19 protein-coding genes and 1 tRNA gene are annotated in these 17,445 nt (G+C 66.4%); 2 read left to right on the top strand and 18 right to left on the bottom strand.

Annotated features, from left to right (window positions below; all coding sequences use genetic code 11):
- Positions 1-75: 75 nt before the first annotated feature.
- From pth to BUB20358_RS20080, 7 genes are all read right to left on the bottom strand, one after another.
- Positions 76-675: an aminoacyl-tRNA hydrolase gene (gene pth / locus BUB20358_RS20050; protein WP_006763361.1), complete on the bottom strand. Its 600-nt coding sequence runs from the start codon at positions 673-675 to the stop codon at positions 76-78.
- A gap of 108 nt (positions 676-783) precedes the next feature.
- Positions 784-1,392: a 50S ribosomal protein L25/general stress protein Ctc gene (locus BUB20358_RS20055; RefSeq protein WP_035971697.1), complete on the bottom strand. Its 609-nt coding sequence runs from the start codon at positions 1,390-1,392 to the stop codon at positions 784-786.
- A 161-nt stretch (positions 1,393-1,553) separates the two neighbouring features.
- On the bottom strand, positions 1,554-2,510 hold the full coding sequence (locus BUB20358_RS20060; RefSeq protein WP_006763363.1) for a ribose-phosphate pyrophosphokinase: 957 nt from the start codon (positions 2,508-2,510) through the stop codon (positions 1,554-1,556).
- Between the two features lie 43 nt (positions 2,511-2,553).
- Positions 2,554-2,630 (bottom strand) — tRNA-Gln (locus BUB20358_RS20065).
- Positions 2,631-2,682: 52 nt separating this feature from the next.
- Positions 2,683-3,564 carry a 4-(cytidine 5'-diphospho)-2-C-methyl-D-erythritol kinase gene (ispE, locus tag BUB20358_RS20070; protein WP_006763364.1) on the bottom strand — a complete coding sequence of 294 codons (882 nt, stop codon included), beginning with the start codon at positions 3,562-3,564 and terminating at the stop codon, positions 2,683-2,685.
- Between the two features lie 26 nt (positions 3,565-3,590).
- On the bottom strand, positions 3,591-4,211 hold the full coding sequence (lolB, locus tag BUB20358_RS20075) for a lipoprotein insertase outer membrane protein LolB (protein WP_006763365.1): 621 nt from the start codon (positions 4,209-4,211) through the stop codon (positions 3,591-3,593).
- The gene (locus tag BUB20358_RS20080; RefSeq protein ID WP_006763366.1) at positions 4,211-6,037 is read right to left on the bottom strand and encodes a tetratricopeptide repeat protein; all 1,827 of its coding nucleotides are present in this window, start codon (positions 6,035-6,037) and stop codon (positions 4,211-4,213) included. The genes lolB and BUB20358_RS20080 overlap by 1 nt, the downstream gene beginning before the upstream one ends.
- An 86-nt stretch (positions 6,038-6,123) precedes the next feature.
- Between BUB20358_RS20080 and mutM the strand changes: the two genes are divergently transcribed.
- Both mutM and mutY read left to right on the top strand, forming a co-directional pair.
- Positions 6,124-6,951, top strand: coding sequence for a bifunctional DNA-formamidopyrimidine glycosylase/DNA-(apurinic or apyrimidinic site) lyase (gene mutM / locus BUB20358_RS20085; RefSeq protein ID WP_035971700.1), 828 nt, complete (start codon positions 6,124-6,126; stop codon positions 6,949-6,951).
- Between the two features lie 37 nt (positions 6,952-6,988).
- Positions 6,989-8,098 (top strand): A/G-specific adenine glycosylase, encoded by a 1,110-nt coding sequence (mutY, locus tag BUB20358_RS20090; RefSeq protein WP_035971702.1) that lies wholly within the window; start codon positions 6,989-6,991, stop codon positions 8,096-8,098.
- A gap of 127 nt (positions 8,099-8,225) precedes the next feature.
- Here the strand turns inward: mutY and BUB20358_RS20095 are convergent, their stop codons facing one another.
- From BUB20358_RS20095 to kdsD, 11 genes are all read right to left on the bottom strand, one after another.
- Positions 8,226-8,861 (bottom strand): LON peptidase substrate-binding domain-containing protein, encoded by a 636-nt coding sequence (locus BUB20358_RS20095; RefSeq protein WP_006763368.1) that lies wholly within the window; start codon positions 8,859-8,861, stop codon positions 8,226-8,228.
- Positions 8,862-8,887: 26 nt separating this feature from the next.
- On the bottom strand, positions 8,888-9,796 hold the full coding sequence (rapZ, locus tag BUB20358_RS20100) for an RNase adapter RapZ (protein WP_006763369.1): 909 nt from the start codon (positions 9,794-9,796) through the stop codon (positions 8,888-8,890).
- 66 nt (positions 9,797-9,862) lie between these two features.
- Complete coding sequence (hprK, locus tag BUB20358_RS20105; RefSeq protein WP_010090664.1) at positions 9,863-10,831, bottom strand: HPr(Ser) kinase/phosphatase; 969 nt, start codon at positions 10,829-10,831, stop codon at positions 9,863-9,865.
- A gap of 126 nt (positions 10,832-10,957) precedes the next feature.
- Positions 10,958-11,497 (bottom strand): PTS sugar transporter subunit IIA, encoded by a 540-nt coding sequence (locus BUB20358_RS20110; RefSeq protein WP_081293569.1) that lies wholly within the window; start codon positions 11,495-11,497, stop codon positions 10,958-10,960.
- Between the two features lie 168 nt (positions 11,498-11,665).
- Entirely contained in the window at positions 11,666-12,025 is a 360-nt protein-coding gene (gene hpf, locus BUB20358_RS20115) for a ribosome hibernation-promoting factor, HPF/YfiA family (protein ID WP_006763372.1), read from the bottom strand.
- 158 nt (positions 12,026-12,183) lie between these two features.
- Complete coding sequence (locus BUB20358_RS20120; RefSeq protein ID WP_035971708.1) at positions 12,184-13,689, bottom strand: RNA polymerase factor sigma-54; 1,506 nt, start codon at positions 13,687-13,689, stop codon at positions 12,184-12,186.
- 154 nt (positions 13,690-13,843) lie between these two features.
- On the bottom strand, positions 13,844-14,620 hold the full coding sequence (gene lptB, locus BUB20358_RS20125) for an LPS export ABC transporter ATP-binding protein (protein ID WP_006763374.1): 777 nt from the start codon (positions 14,618-14,620) through the stop codon (positions 13,844-13,846).
- Positions 14,617-15,282 carry a lipopolysaccharide transport periplasmic protein LptA gene (gene lptA / locus BUB20358_RS20130; RefSeq protein WP_006763375.1) on the bottom strand — a complete coding sequence of 222 codons (666 nt, stop codon included), beginning with the start codon at positions 15,280-15,282 and terminating at the stop codon, positions 14,617-14,619. The genes lptB and lptA overlap by 4 nt, the downstream gene beginning before the upstream one ends.
- A 20-nt stretch (positions 15,283-15,302) precedes the next feature.
- Positions 15,303-15,917, bottom strand: coding sequence for an LPS export ABC transporter periplasmic protein LptC (gene lptC, locus BUB20358_RS20135; RefSeq protein WP_006763376.1), 615 nt, complete (start codon positions 15,915-15,917; stop codon positions 15,303-15,305).
- Positions 15,918-15,920: 3 nt separating this feature from the next.
- Positions 15,921-16,457 (bottom strand): KdsC family phosphatase, encoded by a 537-nt coding sequence (locus tag BUB20358_RS20140; protein WP_006763377.1) that lies wholly within the window; start codon positions 16,455-16,457, stop codon positions 15,921-15,923.
- On the bottom strand, positions 16,457-17,440 hold the full coding sequence (gene kdsD / locus BUB20358_RS20145) for an arabinose 5-phosphate isomerase KdsD (protein WP_035973266.1): 984 nt from the start codon (positions 17,438-17,440) through the stop codon (positions 16,457-16,459). The genes BUB20358_RS20140 and kdsD overlap by 1 nt, the downstream gene beginning before the upstream one ends.
- Between the last annotated feature and the right edge of the window lie 5 nt (positions 17,441-17,445).

Consider the following 17,445-nt stretch of genomic DNA (forward strand, 5'->3'; position numbering starts at 1 on the left):
CGAGGGCCGGGCTGCGCGGCGAAGCGCGGCCGGCAGCCCGATGCGCCGCACGGTACGACAGGCGGCGCCGCGCGCTCAGCTGCGATGCAACTGCATCGTCGCGCGATCGAGCTCGCCCTTGACGATCATCGGCATCACTGCGAGCGCGCGCTCGATCGACGCGTCGATTACGTCCTGTTCTTCGCGGCGCGGCGGTTTCAGCACGAAGTTCGCGACGTCGGGCTTCGCGCCGGCGCGCGCGCTTTCCGGAATCAGGTCGCGCGGATGCCCGATGCCGATACGCAGCCGCCAGTACTGCTGCGACGACAGATGCGCGGAGATGTCCTTCAGACCGTTGTGGCCGCCGCTGCCGCCGCCGAGCTTCAGCTTCACGGTACCGGGTGGCAGGTCGAGCTCGTCGTGCGCGACGAGGATCTGGTCGGGCAGGATCTTGAAGAAATGCGCGAGCGCGACGACCGACTGGCCGGAGCGGTTCATGTAGGTCTGAGGTTCGAGCAGATGCACTTCCTCGCCGTGCACGCGCGCTTTCGCGTAGAAGCCGTGGAAGCGGCGCTCGTCGCGCAGCGTCGCGCCCGCTTCCCGCGCGAGCTGGTCGATCAGCCAGAAGCCGGCATTGTGACGCGTCGCAGTGTATTCCGCCCCGGGATTGCCGAGGCCGACGATCAGTTTGATCATGACGTTTCGAAGGCGGCGATCGCCGCCTGGGCGCAGAAAAAGAAAAACCCGCCGGGCAAGCCGCGGCGGGTTGCGTCGACCGTTTCGCGAAACGGATCGAAAAGGCGCTTAGGCAGCCGGCGTTTCGCCTTCGCCAGCAGCGTCCGACACGGCGCCAGCCGGGACCGTCGCCGATGCGATGACCGGGTTTTCCGCGTCGATGTGCGCAACCAGCGCGACGCCGTTCGGCAGTGCGATGTCCTTCGCGTGGACCGACTGACCGGCTTCGATCTTCGACAGGTCGACTTCGAGGAACTCCGGCAGTGCGGCCGGCAGGCACTCGACTTCGATTTCCGTTGCGACGTGCGAAATGACCGCGCTCGACAGCTTCACGGCCGGGCTCGTTTCAGCGTTCAGGAAGTGCAGCGGCACCTTCGTGTGCAGCTTCTTCTTCGCGTCGACGCGCTGGAAATCCACGTGCAGCACGAGCTGCTTGAACGGGTGGTATTGCACGTCGCGCAGCAGAACCTGTTGCGACTTGCCGGCCACTTCGAGGTCGAGGATCGACGAGTGGAAGGCTTCTTTCTTCAGCGCGTGCCACAGTGCGTTGTGATCGAGTTCGATCATTTGCGGGGCTGCTTCGCCACCGTAGACGATACCCGTGGTCTTACCGGCGTTGCGCAGGCGGCGGCTCGCACCCGTACCTTGCTGTTGGCGCTCGAAAGCGACGACTTTCATGTGACTCTCCAATGGCTGCCCGCGACCAGGCAGTAAAACGGGGCCGTCGACATGGCGGCCCCCGATGAAACGGCCGGGGTTTCGTCTATCCCGTCCGATTGTGCAAAAAGCGAAGCGTTGCCGCTTCGCTTTCTACGCATGCTTTGCTTTGTCGGTTCCGATCAGGATTCCGCGAACAGCGACATCACCGAGTCGCCGCGACGAATCCGCGAGAACGTTTCGGCCAGCAGGCTCGCGCTCGTCAGCGAACGGATCTTCGAGCAACCGAGCGACTCGGCCGACAGCGGGATCGTATCGGTCACGACGAGTTCGTCGAGTGCCGATGCCGCGATGCGCTCGGCGGCGCCGCCCGACAGCACCGGGTGCGTCGCGTATGCGAACACCTGCTTCGCGCCGCGGTCCTTCAGCACTTGCGCGGCCTTGCACAGCGTGCCGGCCGTATCGACCATGTCGTCCATGATCACGCAGGTGCGGCCTTCGACTTCACCGATGATGTTCATCACTTCGGCGACGTTCGCCTTCGGGCGACGCTTGTCGATGATCGCGAGATCGCAGTTCAGCTGTTTCGCGAGCGCACGCGCGCGCACGACACCGCCGACGTCCGGCGACACGACCAGCAGATCCGAGTAGTTCTGCTTGCGCAGATCGCCGAGCAGGATCGGCGTCGCGTAGATGTTGTCGACCGGGATGTCGAAGAAGCCCTGAATCTGGTCGGCGTGCAGATCCATCGTGATGATCCGCTCGACGCCGGCGATTTCCAGCATGTTCGCGACGACCTTCGCCGAGATCGCGACGCGCGCCGAACGCGGGCGGCGGTCCTGGCGGGCATAGCCGAAGTAGGGGATGGCAGCGGTGATCCGGCCGGCAGATGCGCGCTTCAGCGCGTCGACCATGATCATCAGTTCCATCAGATTGTCGTTGGTCGGCGCGCACGTGGATTGCAGGACGAACACGTCCTTGCCACGCACGTTTTCCTGGATCTCGACCTGGATCTCGCCGTCGGAGAAACGGCTGACCATTGCCTTGCCGAGGGGAATTCCAAGAATATTGACGACTTCCTGGGCGAGCGCGGGATTCGCGTTGCCAGTAAAAACCATCAGGCCGTCATGGCTGCTCATCGTGCACCTGCTTCAGGCTTGGGCGGGAAATGCGGGAAATTTTTGGCAGGGGAGGAAGGACTCGAACCCTCGCATGCCGGAATCAAAATCCGGTGCCTTAACCAACTTGGCGACTCCCCTACACTTAACTGACAACTCCGCCGGACGGTAGGTTATCCGACAAAGTAAAACTTCATGACGCGAAAGCGAAGAGCGGATGCTCGTTCAGGCTCTCGGCAACTGCGCCGTTCCAGCCGGCGGGCAGATTGGCTTTTGCCGCTTCTGCCTCCTGTTTGCTGCGAAACGCTGCAAACACGCTTGCTCCGGAGCCGGTCATCCTCGCGGGGGCCACATCATACAACCATTTGACCACCTGCGCAACTTCCGCGTACTTACTTGTCACAACTTGCTGCATGTCGTTCCGGCCGAAACTGTCTGGCCATCTCGCATCGATGCTTTGCTGTGCAAGAAAGTCCGTAATTGTGACTGGCTTCGAATCTCTTGTCAACAACGCGTCTGAAAAAATTTCAGCGGTCGGGACATGAACGCTTGGCGTCACAACCAGGAACCAGCGAGTCGGCAATTCTACCTCAGCTAATTCTTCTCCGATACCCTCTGCGAACGCATTTTTTCCAAAAACGAAGAAAGGCACGTCGGCGCCGAGTTTCACGGCAAGCGACTGCAATTCCGCGCGCGGCAAATCGAGTCGCCACAGGCGATTCAGCGCGAGCAGCGTCGTCGCTGCATCGGAGCTGCCTCCGCCGAGGCCTGCGCCCATCGGCAGGCATTTGTCGATCTCGATGTCGACGCCGGCCGCGGTGCCCGTATGCGCTTTCAGCAGGTTCGCCGCGCGCACGACGAGATCGCTTTGCTCGGGCACGCCCGGCACGTCGGTGACGCGTACGACGCTGCCGTCGTCGCGCAGCGTGAAGTGCAGCGTGTCGCCCCAGTTCAGCAGCTGGAACACGCTCTGCAGATCGTGATAGCCGTCCGGGCGACGGCCGGTGATGTGCAGGAACAGGTTGAGTTTCGCGGGCGCAAGGCAGTTGCGCAGCGAGCGGGTCGAATCGGTCATGCGTATGTCTGGCTAGGCGTTCGCGCTCACTGATCGAGCACGAGCTTGATGTCGAGCGGCGGTGTCGCGCGCACGAGGTTGACGCGCTTGACGCCCGTGGCCGGTGCGTCCGCGTAGGCGAGGTAGTCGATCGTCCAGCCGTCCTGACGGATCTGCTTGACGCGCGTGCCGTCGGCCGGATCGCGCACGGTCTCCGCAGGCGTCGCGGGCGCGGGCGTCGGCAGCAGCCAGTAGCGCAACCCCGCGAGCGGCAGCGAGAAGCCGAGCGTGTTCTGCATCAGCTCGCCGACGTCGGTCGCGTATTGCGGCTGGCGATTCGGCAATTCGAGCGACGCCGCGCGCGGCGTCGATTTCACGATCGCGAGCGTCTGGCCGAGCGGGCTGCGCAACTCGAGCGATACGTCGTCGCCGTGCTCCTGCCAGTCGAAGTTGCCGTACACGTTTTGCGTCTTGCCGAAACGATCGCTGTACTGCACCGCGAAGCGGCCGTGATACGCGTGCGTCGCGGCGGTCTGCAGCACCGCGCCCGACGGTGCGTTCGCCGACGGCGGCGTGCTCGCGCAACCGGCTAGCGCAAGTGCTGCCGCGAGTGCGGCAACGGCGCGCCGCGCGCGCGAGGAGCGGGGAAACATCGGGAACGTCGGCATCAGAGGTCGTTGATCTGGAAGCGTTTCAGCGTCTGCACGAGCGTCTCGTTGTCGGGCTCGAGCTTGCGCGCGGCACGCCACGCGGAACGCGCGTCGTCCTGCGCGCCGCTTTTCCACAGCACTTCACCCAGGTGCGCACCGATCTCCGCGTTCGGCTGCAGGTCGTACGCGCGCCGCAGCACCTTCGCCGCGCCGGCCGTGTCGCCCATTCTGTACTTCACCCAGCCGAGGCTGTCCATGATGTACGCGTCGTTCGGCGCGAGCGACAGCGCTTTCTCGATCAGCTTGCTGGCTTCCGGCAGCCGCTGGTTGCGGTCGGCAAGCGAATAGCCGAGCGCGTTGTACGCCTGCGGATTGTCCGGCTGCGTGCGGATCAGCTCGCGCAGCTGCTTTTCCATCGTCGCGTAGTGGCCGGTCTTCTCGGCCGCCATCGCGTAGTCGTAGCGCAGATCGGGATCGTCGGGGAAGTCCTGCACCGCCTGCCCGAGCCGCGCCTCGGCTTCCGAATAGCGCTTCGCGGTGAACAGGATCGACGCGTCGGTGCGTGCGATCACCGCAGCATCGCGCGGATCCGTGACCTGCAGATTGTCGAGCACCTTGCGCGCTTCGTCGGTCTTGCCCTGTTTCTGCAGCAGCTGCGCGCGCGTGATCTGTGCGGGCAGGTAGTGCTGGCTCGTCTGGTCGACCTTGTCGAGCCATTGCGCCGCCTGCGCGTCGTTGCCTTGCTCGATCGCGATCTGCGCGAGGTAGATGTAACCCTGGCCGACGTCGAGATTCGGCTGCTTGTCGCCGAGCTGCACGTACTGCTTCAGGTACGCGCTCGCGTCGTCGAGCTTCTTCTGCTGAATCTTGATCAGCGCGAGCGCCATCAGCGGCGTCGGATCCTTCGAGTCGAGCTTGCGCATCGTCTCGAACTGCTTCTGCGCGTCGTCGAGGCGATCGTCGGCGAGGTAGAGCTGCGACAGCGCGAGCCGCGCGTCGCGCGACTTCGGATTCTGCTGAACATACTTCTCGAACGACGCGATGCCGGCCGCGCGTTCCTCCGGCCCCATCTGCGACAGCATCAGCGCGGCCGGCAGATAGTCGGGGCGGATCTGCAGCGCGCGCTTCAGCGATTGCGCGGCGCCTTCCTTGTCGTCGACCGCGAGCTGCTGCCGTGCGATCGCGAACTGCGCCTCGGGCCGGCTCATGTCGTTCTTCAGCATGTCCTTCAGCACCGCGAGGCCGCCGACGCGGTCCGGGCCGCGCACGAGCAGCGCCTGCAGCGCGAGGATCGCCGGGCCGCGCGTTTCGCCGGTCGCCCGTGCGAGCTCGCGCGCGAGCATCGGCTGCGCGTCGGCGGGCTTGCCTGCGAGCACGAGCAGCGCCGCGTCGACCTGCGATGCGCGATTCGAATCGGGCGCGTACTGGCGCCACAGATTCGCGGCGGTCAGCGCGTCGGCCGGGCTTTGCGCGCCGAGCGCGATCTCGGTCGCACGCTGCGCCATGCGCGGGTCGCGCGTGTCGCGCGCAAGCGCGAGATAGGTCTGGTATGCGGGCGCAGGCTGATTGCGCTGGAGGGCGACCTCGGCCGCGAGCACCTGGTAGACGATCTGGCTGGTCAGCGGGACGGCCGGCAAATCCTTCTTCTCGTCCGGCATCACGTGGTCGAACGCGCGCTGCGACTGGGCGTCGTCGTCCGACGCCGGGCCTTGTGCATGGGCCGGGAAGGCGGTGAGAGTCCAGGCAGCGAACAGCGCGGCGCCGAGCGCGCGGCGAACCGGGAACGCACGCGCGCTACGCTCGGCGGCGAGGCGCTTCTGAAGCAGCTTCGAGGGCAGGGTCATGGAAATCCGTTCGATGTTTCAACCGATTGTATCGCGCTCGCTACAATACACGCACGATCGTGAATCCAGTTTCAGACCCGCCGAACATGCCAGAGTTGCCAGAAGTCGAAGTCACGCGCAGGGGCATCGAACCCTTTGTCGCGGGCCGCCGCGTCGAGCGTGTCGACGTGCGTACCGCGATGCTGCGCTGGCCCGTGCCGGCCGGGCTCGCCGAACAATTGCGCGCGCGCGAGGTGCGCGCGGTCGAGCGCCGCGGCAAGTACCTGCTTTTCGAGGTCGATGCGGGCTGGTTCATCGTCCATCTCGGCATGACGGGCACGCTGCGCGTGCTGCCGGCGGCCGGCGTGCCGGTTGCCGCGAAGCACGACCACATCGACTGGATCTTCGACGACTTCGTGCTGCGGTTTCGCGATCCGCGCCGCTTCGGCGCCGTGCTGTGGCATCCGCGCGAAGCGGGCGACGTGCATGCGCATCCGCTGCTCGCGAGCCTCGGCGTCGAGCCGTTCTCGGCGGCATTCAGCGGCGCGCTGCTGCATGCGCGCACGCGCGGCCGCACGGTGTCGGTGAAACAGGCGCTGCTCGCGGGCGACATCGTCGTCGGCGTCGGCAACATCTATGCGTCGGAGAGCCTGTTTCGCGCGGGCATTCGTCCGACTACCGCGGCCGGCAAGGTATCGCTGCCGCGCTACGAGCGGCTGGCCGACGCGGTGCGCGCGACGCTCGCCGATGCGATCGAGCGCGGCGGCAGCACACTGCGCGACTTCGTCGGCAGCAACGGCGAAAGCGGCTATTTCCAGCTCGATTGCTTCGTCTACGACCGTGCGGGCGAGCCTTGCCGCGTATGCGGCACACCGATCCGGCAGATCGTGCAGGGTCAGCGGTCGACGTATTTCTGCCCGGCCTGCCAGCGTTGAACCTTTTTCTCCAAGATCTCCGAGATTCGAACCACCCTTGAAGCCGCCCCGCACCGCTCCCGCTCCGTTTCCCGTCACGCCGCTGCATCGCACGTTCGCCTCGCGGCTGATCGCGTGGCAGCGCATACATGGCCGCCACGACCTGCCGTGGCAGAACACGCGCGATCCGTACCGGATCTGGCTGTCGGAAATCATGCTGCAACAGACGCAGGTGTCGACCGTCATCCCGTATTACACGCGGTTTCTCGAACGCTACCCGGACGTCGCCGCGCTCGCCGCCGCGCCGATCGACGACGTGATGGCGTTGTGGGCCGGGCTCGGCTACTACTCGCGTGCGCGCAATCTGCATCGCTGCGCGCAGGTCGTCGTCGCCGAGCACGGCGGCGCGTTTCCATCGACCCCCGACGCGCTCGCCGAACTGCCCGGCATCGGCCGCTCGACGGCCGCCGCGATCGCGTCGTTCGCGTACGGCGCACGCGCGACGATCCTCGACGGCAACGTGAAGCGCGTGCTCGCTCGCGTGTTCGGCGTCGAGGGCTTTCCGGGCGACAAGCGCGTCGAGAACGACATGTGGGCGCTCGCCGAATCGCTGCTGCCGGACGCGGCGAACGCGGCCGACGTGAGCGCGTATACGCAGGGACTGATGGATCTGGGCGCGACGCTGTGCGTGCGCGGCAAGCCGGATTGCGCGCGCTGCCCGTTCGCCGGCGACTGCGTCGCGCAATCGACGGGCCGACAGCGCGAATTGCCGGCCGCGCGGCCGAAGAAGACGGTGCCGACGCGTCGTACATGGATGCTCGTGCTGCGCGACGGCGATGCAGTATTGCTCGAGCGGCGCCCGCCGGCCGGCATCTGGGGCGGGCTGTGGAGCCTGCCGCAGGCCGACGGCGACGCCGCGCTCGCCGCGCTTGCGCGCCGCTTCGGCGGCGGCGGCCCTGTACCGCTTGCTCCGCTCACGCACACGTTCACGCACTTCAGGCTCGAGATCGAGCCGCGGCTCAGCGACGTCGCGGACGGCGGCGGTCTGCCGCTCGCGCACGCGCAGGATGCTGACACGGCCTGGGTGCCGCTGAGCGGACTCGACGCGTACGGCGTGCCGGCACCGGTGCGCAAGCTGCTCGATGCGCTGAGCGGGCCGCTGCTGTAGCGAGCGGGAAGGGCGGCGCATGCTGCGTTTTGCGAACCGCGTCGAGCCCTCAGGCGCGCTGAGCGTCGGGCGGCAAAGGAGAGAAGGCTGCTCGCGTCCGCGCGAGGTGTCGCGCGCGGCGTGACGCTTACAGCCAGCCGTGCCGATCGAGCACGTGATGCACGGCGTCGATGCGCGCGCCGACGTCCGGAAACTCCATCAGCTTCTGTCGCGCACGCAGGTCGAGCGGCAGCAATTCCGCGAGGCGGTTCGATACCCAGGTGGGATCGTCGAGACGGAACGGTTCGCAAAACGGCAGCTTGCCGGGGTCCGACTTCTGCAGCGCGTCGATGATCCGTTCCAGCACCTCCGCGCAACAGCCGAACTGCGCGAGCGCCTGTTCGCCTTCGAGCGGGATGTCGTCGGGCAGCGGCTCCGCGATGCCCACCAGCAATCCGTTGCTTTCGACCCGATGCGACAGCAGTTCGAACCGTTGCGTGCCGATCGCCTTCAGATACAGCATCCCGAATTCGCCGGTGTCGCATTCGACGATGCGCGCCATGCAGCCGATCGTCTCGGGCACCGATACGGCGCCGTCCTGCGCGACTTCGGGGCCGCTCTTCAGCAGACACACGCCGAACGGTGCGTCGTCGCGCAGGCACGCGCGCGCCATGTCGAGATAGCGCGCTTCGAACACCTTCAGTGGCAGCAGGCCGCCCGGAAACAGCACCGTGTGCAGCGGAAACAGCGGCAGGTCGATCAGGGTCGTCGATAGGGAGGACATGGCGCGCTGGCGAAGAGGCGGCGTTCCTAAGGTCGGTCGACCTCGGTCACGAGCCGCGACGACGCGTCGACATCCACCGGCGCGTCACGATGCCGCACGATCACGTTCGCTTCGTGCGCGACGCGCGCGGCGAGCGTTTCCGCGATGAACACCGAGCGATGCTGGCCGCCCGTGCAGCCGATGGCGACGGTCAGATAGCTGCGGTTGTCTTCGCGAAAGTGCGGCAGCCATTTCATCAGGAACGCATGGATGTCGTCGATCATCTGGTGGACGATCGGCAGTGCGTCGAGAAAGGCGATGACCGGCTGGTCGAGCCCGGTGAGCGGGCGCAGCTCGTGGTCGTAGTACGGATTCGGCAGCGCGCGTACGTCGAACATCAGATCGGCGTCGAGCGGCACGCCGCGCTTGAAGCCGAACGATTCGAACATCAGCATCAGGTCGTTGTTCTTCTGCTCGATGAAGCGCTTGACCCACGTGCGCAGCACGTTCGCGCGCAGCGTGCTCGTGTCGATCTGGTGGCCGAACTCGGCGAGCGGCGCGACGAGTTCGCGCTCGCGCTCGATCGCTTCCTCGAGCGACGACAGCAGCCCGACGTTCGCATCGTGCGACGGCGAACCGGACAGCGGATGACGGCGGCGCGTTTCGGAGAAGCGCTGAATCAGCGCTTGCGTGCTCGCGTTGAGGAACAGCACGCGCACGTCGTGCTCGCGCGACAGCGCGCGGATCAGGCCGGGCATTTCGTCGAGCGACGCGCTCGAGCGCGCGTCGATCGCGACCGCGAGGCGGCGCTGGCCTTCCGCGGCGAGGTAGCGGGCGAGTTCGGGCAGCACGTGCGGCGGCAGGTTGTCGACGCAGTAATAGCCTGCGTCTTCCAGCGCGTTCAGCGCGACGGATTTGCCGGAGCCGGAGATGCCGGTGATGAGGACGATGCGCATGGGAAGCAGAAAATCCTGACGTTTCATCATAGCACCGGCTCGACGCCGTGGCCGGCGCGGGCAGGGTTACACGAGCTTGCCGGGGAACTGGCTGTCCGGATCCTGCATCGCGAGGCGTTGCCGGTCCATGAAGTCGCGCAACGTGTCGATGCCACGCAGCTGCAGGATCGTGTTGCGTACCGCCGCCTCGACGAGCACCGCGAGGTTGCGGCCGGCCGCGACCTGGATCGTGACCTTGCTGATCGGCAGCCCGAGCACGTCGACCGTCTGGCTTTCGAGCGGCAGCCGCTGGAACTCGCCGTCCGGCCGGCGCACGAGCTGAACGATCAGCTTCAGCTTCATTTTTCGTCGCACGGCGGTCTCGCCGAAGATCGTCTTGATGTCGAGCAGGCCGAGGCCGCGCACTTCGAGCAGGTTTTGCAGCAGCGGCGGGCAGCGGCCTTCGACGAAATCGGGGCCAAGTCGGACGAAATCGACCGCGTCGTCGGCGACGAGGCCGTGGCCGCGACTGATCAGCTCGAGACCGAGCTCGCTCTTGCCGAGGCCCGAATCGCCGGTGAGCAGCACGCCCATTCCGAGGATGTCGAGGAACACGCCGTGCAGCGTCGCGCGCGGCGCGAGGATGCGCGACATGTAGAGCCGCAGGCTGTCGATCACCGCGGCGGCCGACATCGGCGTGGTGAACAGCGGCGTGGAAGACCGCGTGCAGCGCAGCACCAGTTCGGGCGGGGCAGCGGCGCCGCCGGCGACGACGAGAAACGGCGGTTCGAGCGCGATCAGCTCGGCCATGTGGCGGGAGCGGTCTTCGTCGGTCTGCCGCTGGTAGTAGTCGATTTCGGCCTCGCCGAGCACCTGGATCCGGTTCGGATGGATCAGGTTCAGGTGACCGACGAGATCGGCGCTCGACGTCGCGTTCGCGACGGTATCGGCGGAAAAGCCGCGTTCCCAGCCTTCATGCCCCGTCAGCCAGCTCAGCTTCAGCGTGGCGGCGTTGTCGTCGAAGATGCTCTGGGCGTTGATGCTGGACGTATCCATGACTCTCGTCACTCCAATGAGCCGGTGCGTGCGCGCGGCGACGGGCGTCGCCATGCCGGGCCGGCGCCGGGCGGCCGGTCGCGGCGTGCGCCGCGTCGTTCGGGAAAATATTCCGCCCGGATCAACTCAAGGTTGCCACTGAGTGAGCAGGCGATGCAACTCGGCGATGTCCGTTTCGTTGTGCAGACGCTCGCGCGCGTCGCGATCGGACAGCAGTTGCGCGATCTCCGACAGGATTTCGAGGTGCTGCTGCGTCGCCTGTTCGGGGACCAGCAGGAAAATCAGGAGCCCGACCGGTTGGCCGTCGGGCGCTTCGAACGGGATCGGGTCGGCGAGCCGCACGAACGCGGCGAGCGGATGCTTGAGACCCTTGATCCGCCCGTGCGGAATCGCGACGCCTTCGCCGAGGCCGGTCGAACCGAGCCGCTCCCGCGCGAACAGGTTGTCCGTGACGGTGCTGCGGGCGATGCCGTTCTGATTCTCGAAGATCAGCCCCGCTTGTTCGAAGACGCGTTTCTTGCTGGTGACGGAGAGGTCGATGACGACGTTCTCTATGGGCAGGATTTTGGCTAGGCGATTCATGTTGGCAGGCGATTGGGCGGCCTGGGGTCTCCTTGCGGCGGCAGACTGATTTTCCATGTTCGGCGATATCAAGGCATTCGGCATCGGCGACCTGCAACGCGGCGACCGGACCGCACGCCCCCCGGCGATAACCGGAGCATTATAGAACACAGCCGAGCGCCTGGTGCGGCATGGACGGACCGGTCGCACCACTGCAGCGACCCGCAAAAAAAACGCCCGGCGAACCGGGCGGCGTGCGTGTTGCGACGACGGTTATTGCGGCGGCAGTTCGATCTGATCGACTGACGGCTGATGCTTGATCGGATCGTGCGCGTGCGTTTGCAGACGCTCCATGTGCTTGACGACCTGGCGGTCCAGCTTGTCGATCAGCAGATCGATCGCCGCGTACAGGTTGCCGTTCGCGCTTTCGACGAAGATGTCCTTGCCCTTCAGATGCAGGTTGACTTCCGCGCGCTGCTGCTTGTCCTTTTCCTTGTGATTGTCGACCGAGAGGATCACAGTGCCATCGATCACCTGATCGCTATGGCGTAGCACCCGGTCCAGCTTGGTGATCACGTATTCGCGAATTGCAGGCGTGACTTCGAGATGATGTCCACTGATCTTCAGGTTCATAGTGCTTCTCCAAGCGAGTGACCACCCGGCCGCATCGAGGCGGCGCTCCGGTCGACTTGCCCGTGCCGCGCGAGGCGGTGGATCGCGGACAGGTCGCCCGGCCTGTTCCCCGTATGCGCGGTGGCCGGAACACGCCTGCCGCCGGGCAGGCAGCAGGCTTAAAGAGACTTGCGCAGATTCACTGCCGGGATCCTGAGGGCTTCGCGATACTTGGCAACCGTGCGGCGCGCGACCACGAAGCCTTGTTCTGCCAGCAGCTCGGCAATGCGGCTGTCCGAAAGTGGCGATTTTGGGTCTTCGGCTCCTATCAGTTGCTTGATCAGGGCTCGGATGGCGGTCGACGAGGCGGCGCCACCGGTGTCGGTCGAGACGTGCGATCCGAAGAAGTACTTAAATTCAAGCGTCCCGAACGGGGTCAGCATGTACTTGCCGGTTGTCACACGGCTGACAGTCGACTCGTGTAGGCCCAGCGTATCAGCTATTTCCCGCAAAACCAAGGGGCGCATGGCAATTTCACCGTGCGCAAAGAAATTCTTCTGACGTTCGACAATGGCCTGGGCGACACGCAGAATCGTGTCGAAACGCTGCTGAATGTTCTTGATCAGCCAGCGCGCTTCCTGAAGCTGCTGCTTCAGCGAGCCGGTCGACGGATCGCCGCGGCTGTTGCGCAGGATGTTCGCGTAGAGGTTGTTGATCCGCAGGCGCGGCACGACTTCCGGGTTGAGTTCCGCGAGCCATCCCTGGCCGGCTTTTTTCACGATGATGTCCGGGACGACGTAGTCGGCCTCGGCCTTCCCGTATGCGGCGCCGGGGAATGGCTCGAGCGAGCGGATCAGCGCGTGCGCGTCGCGCAGCGCGTCGTCGGTCGCCTTCAGATGCTTGCGCAGCCGCGTGAAGTCGCGCGCGGCGAGCAGCTCCAGGTGCTGGGACACGATGTCCAGCGCGAGCGTGCGTGTCGGGGACGGATCGAGACGCAGCAACTGCAGCTTCAGGCATTCGGACGCGGAACGGGCGCCGACGCCCGCCGGGTCGAAGCTGTGCAGCAGTGCAAGCGCCGCGTTCAGTTCGTCGCAATCGACTTCGAGTTCGGGCGGCAGATCGGCGAGCACTTCGTCGAGCGACGCGGTCAGATAGCCGTCGTCATCGAGCGATTCGATCAGGAACATCACGAGCGCGCGGTCGCGCGGGCCGGCCTGCGTGACGCGCAGCTGCGCGGCGAGGTGATCGCGCAGCGACGTCGCGGCCTCCTGCACCTGCAGCGGCGGGAGATCGTCGTCGTCCGACGCGCCGTTCGCGCGGCCGAATTCGTCGAGGTTCCATTGCGGGCCGTCGTTGCCGTCGCCGGTTCCGTAGCCGTCGTATTCGTCGGCGCCGGCGGGCTCGTCGCGTTCGGCGCGCTCGCTCGACGCGCTGCTGCCGTTCGTCGCTTGAGGTTCGGCGTTCGGCGCGAGCGGCGTCTGTGCGATCAGCGACCCGTCCGCCGCGACGCGCAGTGGGCTGGAGATCCATTCGTCGTCGTTCTCGAGCAGCGGGTTCTGCGCGACGGCCATCGCGACTTCCTGCTGCAATTCGAGCGTCGACAGCTGCAGGAGCCGGATCGACTGCTGCAGCTGAGGCGTCAGCGCCAGATGTTGCGACAGGCGGAGTTGAAGGCTGGCTTTCATGGCAAGGAGGGAGTCATACCGGCAGTTTGCCACGACCCAGGCGCGTTGAGCCATTCGCGATTACGCGCGGCGCACCGCCCGGGCGCTGGCAGGCCGCGAAGCGGGGCGCGGCCCCGCGCGGCAATGCCGGGCGGGGTGCGGCCACGACGGGAAATTACATGCGGAAGTGTTCGCCGAGGTACACGCGGCGCACGCTTTCGTTTTCGATGATTTCGCTCGGCGCGCCCGCGGCGAGCACCGAACCGTCGCTGATGATGTACGCGTGGTCGCAGATGCCGAGCGTTTCGCGCACGTTGTGGTCGGTAATCAGCACGCCGATGTTCCGCTGCTTCAGGAACTTGACGATCTTCTGGATCTCGAGCACCGCGATCGGATCGACGCCGGCGAACGGTTCGTCGAGCAGGATGAAGCTCGGATTGGTTGCGAGCGCGCGTGCGATCTCGACGCGGCGGCGCTCGCCGCCCGACAGCGACAGCGCCGGATTCTCGCGCAGATGCGCGATCTGCAGCTCGTCGAGCAGCGCTTCGGCGCGCAACGAGATCGCGTCCTTGGACAGCCGCTTGCCGTCGTCGCCGTACTGCAGCTCGAGCACCGCGCGGATGTTCTGCTCGACGGTCAGCTTGCGGAACACGGATGCTTCCTGCGGCAGGTACGACAGCCCGAGCGACGCGCGCTTGTGGATCGGCAGCAGGCTGATCGAGCTGCCGTTCAGCGAGATTTCGCCCGCGTCGAGCGGCACGAGGCCGACGATCATGTAGAACGACGTCGTCTTGCCGGCTCCGTTCGGACCGAGCAGGCCGACGACTTCGCCGCTTTTCACGTCGAGCGACACGTCCTTCACGACCGTGCGCGAGCCGTAGCGCTTCTTCAGGTTCCGGACGACGAGCGAGCTCGTGGTGCCGGCCGGCTGCCGGTTCGGTAACGCATTCATTGGCCCGGCGCTCCCTGGATCGTGGTCGACGGCGACAGCTTCGCCGGCGCGCCGTTCAGCGGAGCGGGGCCGCCGCTCTTCGGCGACAGCATCGCGCGCACGCGACCGTTCGGGTTGCCGGGCGCGGCGACGTCCTTGCCGCCTCTCGCGGTGTAGAAGTCGCGCTGGCCGTCGTACGTGATCACGCTGCCGTGCACGGTGTCGGCGACCGTCGACGTGCCCTGCAGGCGGCGCACGGTCGCAGCGGTCGTCAGCGTGGTCAGGTCCTGCTTGCCGTCGTAGTCGATCCGCTCGGCGTCGCCGTCGATGTATTCGTCGAGACCCTCGCGCTTCTGGCGGAACGTCGCGTGCTTCTTGCCGCTGCCGAAGGACGTCGCGTACTGGTAGCCCTCCGGATCCTGACGCACTTCGACGCGATCGCCGGTGATCTTGATCGTGCCCTTCGTGATCACGACGTTGCCGGTCGCGACCGTGACCTGCTTCAGGTCGTCATAGGTCAGATTGTCGGCCTCGACGTTGATCGGCTTGTTCTGGTCGGCCTTCTCGGCATGGGCGGCCGGCGCCAGCCCGACCAGCGGGAGCGCCACGAGCGTCGCGGCGAGCGCGGCGCGGACGGCGCGCACGGCGCCGCCGGAATTCTGTCGAGGGAACGGTTCGTTCATTCAGTCACGTGAGGGAAGCGTCACTTGGGTTGACCTTTCGAGCCGCCGGAGGCGTCCGACGCGGCGATCGTGCCGCGCACGTTGCCGTATAGCTCGATGACCCGGGTGACGTTGTTGTACTTCATGCCGTCGGTCGCGTTCACGACCGACAGGCCGCGCTGAAGTTTAACCGGCTTTTCGGTCTGGATCACATCGTCATTGACGAAGATGCGGAAATGCTGCGAATCGGCCTGCATCTGCGGATCGCCGCCGCCGGCCGCGCGCACGATGCGCGCGTCGTCGTACAGATCGACGATCGACACGTCGCCGTTCACGGTGCCGCGCTTCGCGGTGGTCGTCACCACCGGCTTGCCGGGCTGGAACGCGCGCATGGCCGGATCGGTCAGGTCGCTGCTTTCGGTGTCTTCGTAATGGACGAGCTTCGCGGCCGTCAGCCGGTACTGGGTCGTGCCGGACTGGTCGAGCTCGGTGACCGAGAAGTTGTCCGCGAAGTAGTCGGGCGTATGGCGCTTGGGCTGCGCGGCGCCCTCGCCGGGCGGCGGCAGCGTCGCCTGCAGCAGCCACCACGTGATGCCCGCGAGCGCGGCGACCGCGACGAGCGGCAGCAACTGGGTCCAGCGGAAATGCGGATTCATGCGTCAGGCTCCGCACGCAGCGGCGAGCAGCGCATCGTAGCGGCGCTGCGCGCGCAGGATCGCGTCGCACACCTCGCGCACGGCGCCGTGGCCGCCGCGGGCTTCGGCCACCCAATGCGCGCGGGCGATCACGTCGGGGTGCGCGTTCGCCGGAGCGGCCGCGAAGCCGCAGCGGAGCATCACCGGCAGGTCGGGCCAGTCGTCGCCCATGTAGCCGCACGCGTCGGCTGCGATGCCGAGCGACGCGATCAGGTCGTCGAACACCGCGCGCTTGTTCTCGACGCCCTGGAACAGATGCGCGATCTTCATTTCCTTCGCGCGCGCGGCGACGATCTCCGAGCGGCGGCCCGTGATGATCGCGGTCGCGATGCCCGCTTCGCCGAGCAGCTTCACGCCGTGGCCGTCGAGCGAATTGAACGACTTCATCGTGTCGCCGGCGGCGGTAAACAGCAGGCCGCCGTCGGTCAGCACGCCGTCGACGTCGAAAATCATCAGCTCGACGCGGCTTGCGCGTTCGGCTGCAGTCAGCGCAGCGCTCATCAGATCACCTTCTTCGAAAACAGGTCGTGCATGTTCAGCGCGCCGATCAGCACGCCGTGCGCATCGACCACGAGCATCTGGTTGATCCGGTGGCGCTCCATCAGTTCCACGGCTTCGACCGCCAGATGATCGGGGCCGATCGTGCGCGGCTCGCGCGTCATCACGTCGACGATCGGCAGCGTGCGGAAATCGCCGTCGCGCGCGAGCACGCGGCGCAGGTCGCCGTCGGTGAAGATGCCCGCGACCTTGCGGTCGGGGCCGATCACGGCCGTCATGCCCATCCGTTTCGCGGTGATCTGGAACAGCGCGTCGGACAGCGTCGCGTCGAGCCCGACCGACGGGATGTCGTCGCCGGAGCGCATCACGTCGCGCACGTACGTGAGCAGGCGCCGGCCGAGCGCGCCGCCCGGATGCGAGCGCGCGAAGTCCTCGGAGCCGAAGCCGCGCGCGTCGAGCACCGCGACGGCGAGTGCATCGCCGAGCGCGAGCGCGGCCGTGGTGCTCGCGGTCGGCGCGAGGTTCAGCGGGCACGCCTCCTTCGACACCGCGGCGTTCAGGTTCACGTCCGCGAGCGTGCCGAGGCTCGACTCGGCGCGGCCCGTGATCGCGATCAGCTTCGCGCCGATCCGCTTGACGAGCGGCAGGATCGCGACGAGCTCTTCGGATTCGCCCGAATACGAGATGCCGATGAACACGTCGTCGGAAGTGACCATCCCGAGGTCGCCATGGCTTGCTTCGGCGGGATGGACGAAGAACGCCGGCGTACCGGTGCTGGCGAGCGTGGCTGCGATTTTGCGGGCGATATGCCCCGATTTGCCGATGCCGGACACCACCACGCGACCGCGGCAGCCGAGCAGCAATGCCACGGCCTGGACGAAGCCGCCGTCGAGCTGGTCGCGCAGCGCGCGAACGGCGTCCGCCTCGATGTCGAGCACGTCGCGGGCGAGCGCGAGCGCCCGATCATCATTGATTTTCGCTATCATGCGCG

Source organism: Burkholderia dolosa, from assembly GCF_902499135.1.
GTDB classification, from domain to species: domain Bacteria; phylum Pseudomonadota; class Gammaproteobacteria; order Burkholderiales; family Burkholderiaceae; genus Burkholderia; species Burkholderia dolosa.

Coding starts and splice junctions, on each gene's coding strand:
- pth (WP_006763361.1), bottom strand. CDS start 675: ATGATCAAACTGATCGTCGGCCTCGGCAATCCCGGGGCGGAATACACT.
- BUB20358_RS20055 (WP_035971697.1), bottom strand. CDS start 1,392: ATGAAAGTCGTCGCTTTCGAGCGCCAACAGCAAGGTACGGGTGCGAGC.
- BUB20358_RS20060 (WP_006763363.1), bottom strand. CDS start 2,510: ATGAGCAGCCATGACGGCCTGATGGTTTTTACTGGCAACGCGAATCCC.
- ispE (WP_006763364.1), bottom strand. CDS start 3,564: ATGACCGATTCGACCCGCTCGCTGCGCAACTGCCTTGCGCCCGCGAAA.
- lolB (WP_006763365.1), bottom strand. CDS start 4,211: ATGCCGACGTTCCCGATGTTTCCCCGCTCCTCGCGCGCGCGGCGCGCC.
- BUB20358_RS20080 (WP_006763366.1), bottom strand. CDS start 6,037: ATGACCCTGCCCTCGAAGCTGCTTCAGAAGCGCCTCGCCGCCGAGCGT.
- mutM (WP_035971700.1), top strand. CDS start 6,124: ATGCCAGAGTTGCCAGAAGTCGAAGTCACGCGCAGGGGCATCGAACCC.
- BUB20358_RS20095 (WP_006763368.1), bottom strand. CDS start 8,861: ATGTCCTCCCTATCGACGACCCTGATCGACCTGCCGCTGTTTCCGCTG.
- rapZ (WP_006763369.1), bottom strand. CDS start 9,796: ATGCGCATCGTCCTCATCACCGGCATCTCCGGCTCCGGCAAATCCGTC.
- hprK (WP_010090664.1), bottom strand. CDS start 10,831: ATGGATACGTCCAGCATCAACGCCCAGAGCATCTTCGACGACAACGCC.
- BUB20358_RS20110 (WP_081293569.1), bottom strand. CDS start 11,497: ATGCCGAATGCCTTGATATCGCCGAACATGGAAAATCAGTCTGCCGCC.
- hpf (WP_006763372.1), bottom strand. CDS start 12,025: ATGAACCTGAAGATCAGTGGACATCATCTCGAAGTCACGCCTGCAATT.
- BUB20358_RS20120 (WP_035971708.1), bottom strand. CDS start 13,689: ATGAAAGCCAGCCTTCAACTCCGCCTGTCGCAACATCTGGCGCTGACG.
- lptB (WP_006763374.1), bottom strand. CDS start 14,620: ATGAATGCGTTACCGAACCGGCAGCCGGCCGGCACCACGAGCTCGCTC.
- lptA (WP_006763375.1), bottom strand. CDS start 15,282: ATGAACGAACCGTTCCCTCGACAGAATTCCGGCGGCGCCGTGCGCGCC.
- lptC (WP_006763376.1), bottom strand. CDS start 15,917: ATGAATCCGCATTTCCGCTGGACCCAGTTGCTGCCGCTCGTCGCGGTC.
- BUB20358_RS20140 (WP_006763377.1), bottom strand. CDS start 16,457: ATGAGCGCTGCGCTGACTGCAGCCGAACGCGCAAGCCGCGTCGAGCTG.
- kdsD (WP_035973266.1), bottom strand. CDS start 17,440: ATGATAGCGAAAATCAATGATGATCGGGCGCTCGCGCTCGCCCGCGAC.